The sequence below is a fragment of the Mesorhizobium sp. B1-1-5 genome, assembly GCF_006443065.1.
Classification (GTDB): domain Bacteria; phylum Pseudomonadota; class Alphaproteobacteria; order Rhizobiales; family Rhizobiaceae; genus Mesorhizobium.
The window spans coordinates 1-1,008 of the sequence record NZ_VFWS01000694.1; the positions used below are offsets into that span (position 1 = coordinate 1).

Consider the following 1,008-nt stretch of genomic DNA (forward strand, 5'->3'; position numbering starts at 1 on the left):
GCCGAGCATAATTTCCTGAAATCGCTGCGTCCGACCACGCTCATCAACCGGTTCGCGACAACCGAGGAAGTCGCGAACATGGTCGTCTACACCTGCTCCGAGCAGGCCTCGGCGACCACCGGCGCCGCGTTGCGCGTCGACGGTGGTGTGCTCCGCTCGATCGGATGAGCCGCGTCCCACCGCCGCGGTGGCATGAGGGTCGCCGCGGCTGAGCCGGCCTCAAATCGGCGCCGGCTCGGGTGCCTCATATCGGCAGCGATTGTCGGATCGTCGGAGCCGCCCTGGGGTGCGCCGCCGATCGACCGGGCCGAGGTCAAGATCGACGAGGGGCCGTGGATCGCCAAGAAACATACCTGTCGGGAGAGCAACGGACAGGTGACCGCCGTATTCAGGTCAGTTGACGGCTCGGCGCGTCGAGCCGAGCAGCCTGGAAGCTGTGTTTGCTAATGCCAGGAGCCGCCGTCTGCTCTCGGCCCTTACGCGTCCGTGCAGCAATGCGCCACTGTCCGGAATTACGGTTGGGAAGAGCGCTCGTCCGCCGGTTGCGGGAATTGCCCTTCGTTGTTCATGCTTACTTCTGTGACCAGCTTGCGGCGAAGCGCCGTGCTGTAGTCGTTTGGCCCTTTTGGCGTCATGACGAAGGCCTGGGAACCGCCAATGACCGATTTGGCAAAATAAGATGCCAGCGGATTGCCGGGATCGTCGTCTTCGGCGGGAATGGCGATGGCGTTGATCGTATATCCCTTGGCAATGGCGTTCAGCCTGCTCGGCTGAACAGGAAGTCCGTCGTTGTTCTCACCATTGGAGGAGATATCGATGACCTTCTTGGCGGCATTTCCAGGAAACTGGTCCAACAGAAGACTGCCAATGTCGATAGCCGAGGAAACCGATGTTCCGGATCGCCCTCGACGGATGACGCCGGTATCCCCTTTCCTGCTGATCTCCGCCGCCGCCGCTCTTGCATCTTCCAGTCCGCAGATGCTTGTCCACGGCAGTATGGTGCGTGCG

General features: G+C 62.0%; 2 protein-coding genes. One reads left to right on the plus strand and one right to left on the minus strand.

Translation table 11 applies throughout. The annotated features are described in order from the left end of the window. Positions 1-168 (plus strand): SDR family oxidoreductase (locus FJ980_RS34460; RefSeq protein ID WP_140547768.1); only part of this gene is annotated, 168 nt, incomplete at its 5' end. A 344-nt stretch (positions 169-512) separates the two neighbouring features. Here the strand turns inward: FJ980_RS34460 and FJ980_RS34465 are convergent. Beyond that, positions 513-1,008, minus strand: a 496-nt coding sequence (locus tag FJ980_RS34465; RefSeq protein WP_246676706.1) for a DUF1194 domain-containing protein, incomplete at its 5' end; no start/stop codon positions are given.